The sequence below is a fragment of the Ruminococcus sp. genome (assembly GCF_017650195.1).
Taxonomy (GTDB): Bacteria; Bacillota; Clostridia; order Oscillospirales; family Ruminococcaceae; genus Ruminococcus.
Genome location: NZ_JAGCFH010000237.1, coordinates 1 through 8,010, shown reverse-complemented (window position 1 = coordinate 8,010; position 8,010 = coordinate 1). Strand labels below are relative to the sequence as shown.

The 8,010-nt window shown below is 46.4% G+C and carries 7 protein-coding genes; all 7 read right to left on the bottom strand.

Going from position 1 to position 8,010, the window contains the following annotated elements; all coding sequences use genetic code 11:
* Nucleotides 1-1,406, bottom strand: a 1,406-nt coding sequence (locus J6U00_RS10895) for a 5'-3' exonuclease H3TH domain-containing protein (protein ID WP_296581781.1), incomplete at its 3' end; no start/stop codon positions are given.
* A 44-nt stretch (nucleotides 1,407-1,450) separates the two neighbouring features.
* A complete protein-coding gene (gene nadC, locus J6U00_RS10890; protein ID WP_296581778.1) occupies nucleotides 1,451-2,290 on the bottom strand; it encodes a carboxylating nicotinate-nucleotide diphosphorylase in 840 nt (279 codons plus the stop codon).
* A 13-nt stretch (nucleotides 2,291-2,303) separates the two neighbouring features.
* Nucleotides 2,304-3,074, bottom strand: a complete 771-nt coding sequence (locus tag J6U00_RS10885; protein WP_296581774.1) for a nucleotidyltransferase domain-containing protein — start codon at nucleotides 3,072-3,074, stop codon at nucleotides 2,304-2,306.
* Nucleotides 3,075-3,214: 140 nt separating this feature from the next.
* Nucleotides 3,215-4,549, bottom strand: coding sequence for a D-alanyl-D-alanine carboxypeptidase family protein (locus J6U00_RS10880; protein WP_296581772.1), 1,335 nt, complete (start codon nucleotides 4,547-4,549; stop codon nucleotides 3,215-3,217).
* A 60-nt stretch (nucleotides 4,550-4,609) separates the two neighbouring features.
* On the bottom strand, nucleotides 4,610-6,067 hold the full coding sequence (locus J6U00_RS10875) for an FAD-binding protein (protein ID WP_296581769.1): 1,458 nt from the start codon (nucleotides 6,065-6,067) through the stop codon (nucleotides 4,610-4,612).
* A 256-nt stretch (nucleotides 6,068-6,323) separates the two neighbouring features.
* Nucleotides 6,324-7,250 (bottom strand): magnesium transporter CorA family protein, encoded by a 927-nt coding sequence (locus tag J6U00_RS10870; protein WP_296581767.1) that lies wholly within the window; start codon nucleotides 7,248-7,250, stop codon nucleotides 6,324-6,326.
* 277 nt (nucleotides 7,251-7,527) lie between these two features.
* Nucleotides 7,528-8,010: NPXTG-anchored protein (locus tag J6U00_RS10865; RefSeq protein ID WP_296581765.1), on the bottom strand; the 483-nt coding region annotated here is incomplete at its 5' end.

The following is an 8,010-nucleotide window of genomic DNA, read 5'->3' as shown; positions in this document are numbered from 1 at the left end:
CCCTTCTTGTCTATAAGAACGCCTGCTTCCTCCATTGAGGCAAGCACCTCGGTAAGCGGAAGTTCCACCTTTTCAAGGAGCTCTGTCATTCCCTCAGACTCTATCTCGGCGAGAAGCTTTGCAATAAGTCCCCGGAGCGAAAGGAGCTCCGCAAGGTCGCCGTTTTCGCTGTAGAAATGAACGCCATACTCGGCGCACAGCTTGTCCACAGCGTAGTCAGAAGCTGATGTGTTAAGCAGATAGCCACAGATAGCCGCATCGTTTTTAAGGTTTTTTAACTCGCCTCCGTGAGACATAGCCCAGCGGTAATGAGCCTTTGCGTCGTCAGTGGATTTTTCGCAGTCAGAGCCGAAAAACGCTTTGATAAGCCCTTTGTCTTCCGTTTCATATACCTCGTCACCACTGCGTACAACCAGTTCGCTGCCGCTGAAAAGATACTCGCATTTTTTTATTTTTTTGATGATATCAACTGTCAGTTCACTGACCTCTGCTTCAATGGCAGGAGCCTCATCAGCCTTTGCCTCAGGAGCCGAATTTGTGCTCTCCGCAGCATTTATACCAAGCTTGTCAAGGAGCTTGAACATTTCAAGCTCTGTCAGCATACGTCCAATGGCTCCGCTATCGGGAGAACTGGGTCTGTAGCTATCAAGTTCCTTATCTATTGGAGCGTCACGTACTATAGTCGCAAGCCACTTGCTCTCCTTTGCAGACTCAGCGCCTGCCGCAAGCTTTGCTTTAACTCCCTTTGTAAGCCCCGACTCCTCGTATTTTTCGTAGAGCGTCTCTATACAGCCGTACTCCTTTATGAGAGCGGAAGCTGTCTTTTCGCCTATTCCCGCAACTCCGGGGATATTGTCGGAGCTGTCTCCCATAAGGGCTTTCAGGTCTATGAGCTTAATTGGCTCAAAGCCATAATCCTCAGTAAATCGCTGAGGAGTATAGTATATATTCTCCTTGTTTGTGGCAAGCACAACAGTCACCTTGTCATCGATGAGCTGTAAGCTGTCACGGTCTCCGGTCAGTACGAAGCACTCGTTTCCGCTGTCGGAACAAAGCTTTGAAAGCGTGCCGAGAACATCATCCGCTTCATAGCCCTCACACTCAACTACCTTTATGCCCATAAGAGCAAGAAGCTCCTTCACTCTAGGCAACTGCTCAGCAAGCTCTGGTGGCATACCCTTGCGGTTAGCCTTGTAGTAGGATACAGCCTTGTGCCGGAAGGTCGGAGTGCGCAGGTCGAAAGCCACAGCGACTGCATCGGGCTTTACATCCTCCACATTTCTGAGGTATATATTCATAAAGCCGAATATGGCGTTGGTGAATTGTCCTTTTTTATTGGTGAGCAGCTTTATACCATAAAAAGCGCGGTTGAGAATACTGTTTCCGTCTATTGCGAGTAGCTTCATTGTGACCTCCGTTTATGATTTATTCTTAATAAAAGCAACTGACGTCACTTCTTAATCTTCATGGAAATATCGAAGCACTTTACAGAATGAGTAAGAGCTCCGAGGGAGATTATATCAACGCCTGTCTCTGCAACAGCGCGGATATTTTCGGCGGTTACGTTTCCTGATGCTTCAAGCATAGCGCGTCCGTCAGCAATCTCAACAGCCTGCTTCATCTCGTCGCAGCTCATATTGTCAAGCATGATTATCTCCACTCTGTTGTCGAGAGCTTCCCTGAGCTCGTCAAGAGTACGCACCTCGACTTCTATCTTGACAGTATGCCCTATCTTCTCGCGGAGAGCCGTTACAGCAGCAGTTATACCGCCGTAAGCGTCGATATGGTTGTCCTTCAGCATAGCTGCGTCGGAGAGATTGAATCGGTGATTCTTTCCACCGCCAACAGTCACCGCATACTTTTGCAGCGCACGGAGACCGGGAAGAGTTTTTCTCGTATCGGTGACAGCAGCCTTTGTACCCTTAACAAGCTCAACACACTTGTTCGTAGCAGTAGCAATTCCCGATAAATGCTGTAGTATATTGAGTGCTGTCCTCTCGCCTTTCAGTAGAGTAAGAGTACTTCCCTCCAGCTCGGCAATAATGTCACCCTTGTTCACTCTTGTGCCGTCGCCTAGGAGTATCCTAAATTCAACATCACCGCCTGCAAGATCGAAAACTCTTTTAGCGATTTCGATACCGCAGACAACTCCTGTGTCCTTTGCAACATAGTAAGCGGAGCTCCTGTGCTCGGGGAGGATAAGATTATCTGCCGCAGCGTCAGTATAGTTTATGTCCTCCATAAGTGCGGTAGTGATTATATTATCAACATAGCATTGTAAAAGCTTCATAATAATTTTCCTTTCATATTCCAAGGAGCCTCAGGAATATATCATCGAGCCGCTGCCATTCCACGGGCTTTTCTCCATCCATTCCATCAGCCTTGTGCTTAAGTTCTTCCAGCTGTGCGTCTATATATCCGTTTAGCTCGTCTATACGCTTTCCATTGCCTATCTCGGGAGTATTCTTTTTCTTCTCTAGCAGTTTTTCAACAGCCGGCCGCAGTTCGTTTTCAAGTTCAGCTTCCATAAGCTCTGAAAAGAGCATCGGCGGAGGAGTTCCTCTGTCGATTATCCATTTACAGGCAAGTATCGGACGCAAAACGTAAAAATACTTTTTCAGCTTGACTTCGCTGCTCTGCAAGAACTCCCTGTTGTTGAGCCTTGCCATATTAAGGTAATGATAAACTCCTGCCTTTGGCATAAAGCAGTTGTTTATCACAGTACGCACAGTTTCCCACTCCGAAGAAGTCTTGTAAATAATGGGCGAGCTGTTCCATTCAAAGAGAGTAGGATTAGACTTGTGCAGAAGCTCAAGGGCTTTCCTTATATCCCAGCCGTTTATATCGTAAACGTCATTAAGCTCCCATTCTATTACATCACGTGTCTTTTCCAGCTTAAGGTAGTATTCAGTCGGGCGAACGTAAATGAATCTTGCATCAAAATCACTGTCGGGAGAAGCAAATCCCCATGCCCTGCTGCCCGATTCTATACAGTGTATTATCCTGATGTTTTCCTTCTGCTCTATCTCACAGAGCTTGTTTTTGATCTCGCTTATTATTTTATTTTCATTCATATATTCACCTGCCGAATTATATCGTAATATCATTCCTAATATATTGCAGTATTTACCGAATACGAACCTTTAGCTCGCGTGCGAACAATGATCTCCCCTATAATAGGCTAACGGCTCAAATCATAATATCGATTCAAAAATCATGTGTTATATTTAGAATCTATACTCAGGAACTCCTCCAATGTAAGTCCAGAATCCGCGACTTCCTTTGCAAGCTCCCTGCCGAGATAGCGGATGTGCCACGACTCGTACTGATAGCCTGTTATATTCTCCTTGCCGAGAGGATAACGTATGATAAAACCATATTTCACACAGTTTGCAGCAAGCCATTTTGCTTCCTTTGTATTATTGAAGCCGCTTCCTGCGTTATTTATATCCATTGCAAGACCTGTCTGATGCTCCGAATGACCCGCCCTGGCAGAATAGGTATCCGCAGCCGCCTTGCCGTCACGGTTCACGTAGCTGCTATAGAGCTGTCCCTGATAAGTATACGACCGAAAGCCCGAAACTATACTGAGATATATGCCCTCCTTTGCAGCTTCAGCCTTCATTGTATCGAAAGCCGACTGAGGCTCCGGAAGGATCTTTCCTGGGTTGTAATCCGCAGGCAGAGCGTAGGTCTTGTTCGCTATGAGTATGCCGTTCACGTAGGTTATGCCGTCACGCACCTCTATCTCCTGGAGTGTGAAGCGCTCCGAGCTTTCGTCCTTCCATGTCACCGTAAAATGCATGGAATCGTTATGTACTATCTTTCCGGGAGTTCTGTTTTCCGTATTTCCAAAGTGAAAAACAATATCCTCACCGTTCGGCGCGTATTCAAAGCGGCTCACTGTGCCGTCCTTTTCCGTCAGTTTACCACTTAGTCCGCTTATCTCAAAAGTTCGCCCCTCTGAGGTCACCCACCTTCCGCTGAGGAACTCATCAGCACTGAGCCTGTCCACGCAGAAGTAACGAAAGCTCTCCGCGCTGCCGTTCTCCCATTTGAGCACAAAGGAAAGCTCGTCCGTCCATGTTATAAAAGCAGTCAGTTCACTTCCGCTGTTCTTATCTCTGAAAACCACAAGCTCTCCCGTAATATCCAGCTCATATATATCGGTTGTACCAGCTGTTGGGTCTGTTACCGTCACAGCTCCGCCGTCAAAGAAAATGTATCTCTTTCCTCCGCAGCAGTCGCCTATCCATGTGCCCACGGGTACTTTGTCCATGCCCTGAAGTATCATATCCTGAATGGCAGCAAGGTCAAGGGAATCCACAGTGCAGTCGCCGTTGACGTCTGCCGCAATGGTCTGAGCGTCGTTGAGCCCATATTTCCCGAGGATATGATTTTTTAGTATCACGATATCGCTTATCGAGACAATATCGTCACGGTTAATATCGCCTTTTATCATTGTCGAAGCGCCGTGAACCGGAACTGCCGTTATCACTGCTGCGACAGAAAATACGAGTGCAGCCATGAGTTTTATGCTTTTTTTCATATACATCACCTCATTAAAAGGAACGCATCAGCACGGCGATATCAGACCTTCTGTCAATAATTACTGCATCACCTCTCCGAGGATTATGTAAGCAACAGTAACTATGGATTTAGCAAGCACGAAATCCGCGTCCACAAGATAGCCACCGTTTATGAGGTCCTCGCGTATCTCCTTCACGCGCTTAAAGCCATCTGCAGCTGCCTTCTTGTCAGGGATAACGAAGTAGCAGTTCTGCAATATCTTTCTTGTCTCCGTGCGGACACCCTTGGGTATCTTTGGACTGCCAAGGTGAGCGTCGAATTCAGCCTCCTCGAAATTCTTGGGAGCGCCTGCTACTTTTGAAGCGATGTTGTTAGCCGCATGACGCGAGAAAACTAGAGCTTCCAAGAGAGAATTGCTGGCAAGGCGGTTGCTGCCATGAACGCCTGTATGCGAGCATTCGCCGCAGGCATAGAGATTCGGCAGACTTGTCTCTGAATTATTGTCAACATCGATTCCACCCATAAGGTAGTGCTGACAAGGGAATATGGGCACCGGCTCCTTAGTTAGATCGTAACCCTGTTCAAGAAGGTTCTGGTATATCATGGGGAAACGATTCTTGAGGAACTCGCTGTCCTTGTAGCTTATATCAAGGTAGAAATCAGTGGAATTCTGCTTGCGCGATTCCAGCACTATAGCGTGTGAGACCACATCTCTCGGAGCAAGCTCGAGACGCTCATCGTAGTTGTGCATGAAGCGCTCCTTCTTGCAGTTAAGGAGGTAAGCACCCTCACCGCGGACTGCCTCCGAGATAAGGAAGCACTCACGTGTAGCACGGTTGTTAAAAGCAGTGGGGTGGAACTGCACATAGCTGAGATTCTTTATCTTAGCGCCCATTTCGTAGGCAAAGGTTATACCGTCGCCTGTTGCAATAGCCGAGTTGGTGGTGAACTGGTATACACGTCCGATACCACCGGTAGCAAGTATCATGAAATGGCAGTTGCAGATCTCGTAGGTATCATCCGGCAGTTTAAGGAATGCGGAATAGCCTGTTCCTGTCTGCTTTACCGCACACATCATGGTATTCTCCATTATGGTTACATTGCTGAGAGTACGCACGTTTTCAAGGAGAGTTGTGGTTATCTCCTTGCCCGTGGCGTCAGCATGGTGGAAGATACGGTGATGACTGTGACCTCCCTCAAGAGTTCGGTGATAGGTGCCGTCGGGATTCTTGTCAAACTCGACTCCAAGCTTGATGATATGCTCGATATCCTGAGCCGCCTCGCTCACGAGGGTGTGGACAGCCTCCACGTTGTTCTTGAAGCTACCTGCTATTAGGGTATCGTTCTGGTGGTACTGGATATTGTCGGAGGGAGAGTCGTATACTCCGGCTATACCGCCCTGTGCCAGTGAGGAATTGCAAAGCGGAAGATCACGCTTGCATAATATAAGTATATTGAGCTCCTTTGGGAGGTTGATAGCCGCATAGAGACCTGCGGCTCCGCAGCCTGCTATGATAACATCGTAATTCTTAGACATGATAAACCCGTCCTTTACATAAAAATGTATACACTGTTATTATACCACATTGATTGGGGTTTGTAAATCCAAAATTTGCTAATATCTTGAAGTCATCAGCCTCCATTTTGAAGGTTTCGTAGCACCAGGAAGTTCACAAAGCATATTCAGGAAGTCCACTTCAGGTGTATCTTTTTAATATTCAATGTTCCGTTGAAAAAGTGCCCGTTCTGCTTATAGGAGCAAAAAAACAGCACCCTCAGGCACTGTTTAAAAGCTATTTCTTTTTCCATTTCAGCAATGCAAATGCCGTTATTCCCGTTAGAAATGCGGTCAGCGAAAGTGCTACCCACGTATAGTTGAATGGTATATCGTTTGTATTGATACCGTAAAACGCAAACATGATATTCGGTATCTGAAGTATGATAGTGACGATAGTCAAACGCCACATAACAATATTCTGGTTATTTGAGATTATGGAAGAGAAACCATCCATCATACTGGAAAGGATCCCTGAGTAGATGCTCGCCATCTCTATTGCCTGTTTCATCTCTATGAGAACGTCCTCAAGGAGATCCTGATCCTCGTCGTAGAGCTTTATGACTCTTCCACGGAATATCTTCTCGATAGTTGCCTCATTGGCTTTCAGTGAAGTGGAGAAGTATACAAGAGATTTCTCAAGAGCAAGAAGCTGCATGAGAAGCTCGTTCTTCATGGCATCATGGAGCTCCTGCTCGGCAGCCGATGATATCTTGTCTATCTGTTTCAGGTAGGTAAGAAACAGAGCGGATATCCTCAGCAGCAGCTGAAGCACAAATCTTGTCTTGAAATCGGGGCGGAGGTTGCGTATACCTCCTCTTACAGCCTCATTGAGTATCTGTGTCTCACGTATTGATATTGTGAAGACGTACTCTGAGGTCACGATAATACCCATAGGGAGGGTATAGAAGTTTTTGGTCTTATCATCGTCGATAGTGGACACAGGCGTATCTATGATGACAAGGGTCTGATCGTCTTCTCTTTCGATACGGGACGACTCCTCTTCATCTATGGACGACTTTACGAAGCCGCTGTCGAGACCGTAGTCCTCAATCAGCTCCTTGACCTCCTGCGGAGTAGGATCAACAACTGAGATCCAGCAACCAGCAGCAGGAGCGTCGCACTGTGTCAGCACGCCATTGATATAATTGTAAAAGCTTATCATATTGTCCGCCGACCGTAAAAATTACGGCACAGCTTGCTCCTTTCGCCGAAATTCACTTCGGCTAGAGGACGAGAGCATTATCGTCTGCCGAAGCGTGGAATACTATTCAAATTATTCCCATAAGGGTCAGAACTCATAATGCACCTCCTGAATATCATAATGCAGTATTATTATATCAGATTTTTTTCCCGAATACAAGTATTTTTTCAAAAAAAGTCGGCAGCAGGACATTTCTGCCCAGCTGCCGTCTTAGATAAGAGATCAACCTCTCAATTTATCAGTCTTCATCGTGCTTCCTTGAACGAGCCGCAAAAGCTGCCGCAGCAGCAATAGCAATCACTGCGAATGCTGCGCTAGCGTGTTTAGCGCCCGTATTCGGAGAATTTGTTGTAGACTTCTTTGTAGTTGTTGTGATCTTCTTTGTAGTTGTGGTCGTAGTAGTTGTTGTGGTGGTAGTAGTTGTTGTATCTGATGTTGTAGTTGTGGAAGTTTCGAGACCTGTAGTGGTGGTGGTTGTAGTAGTGGTTGTGGTAGTTGTTGTAGTAGTATCTGTAGTAGATGTTGTAGTTCTTGTACGGCTGCTACTATCACCTGTTACAGTTGTCGTAGAGGTGGTGAGAGTTATCTCATTGCCCTTCTGATCTGTGCTTGTAACAGTAGTTGTAGTCGGGGTAGTTGTGGTAGTAGTGGTGGTAGTTGTAGTAGTTGTTGTTGTGGTAGTAGTTGTTGTTGTGGTAGTAGTTGTTGTTGTAGATGTTGT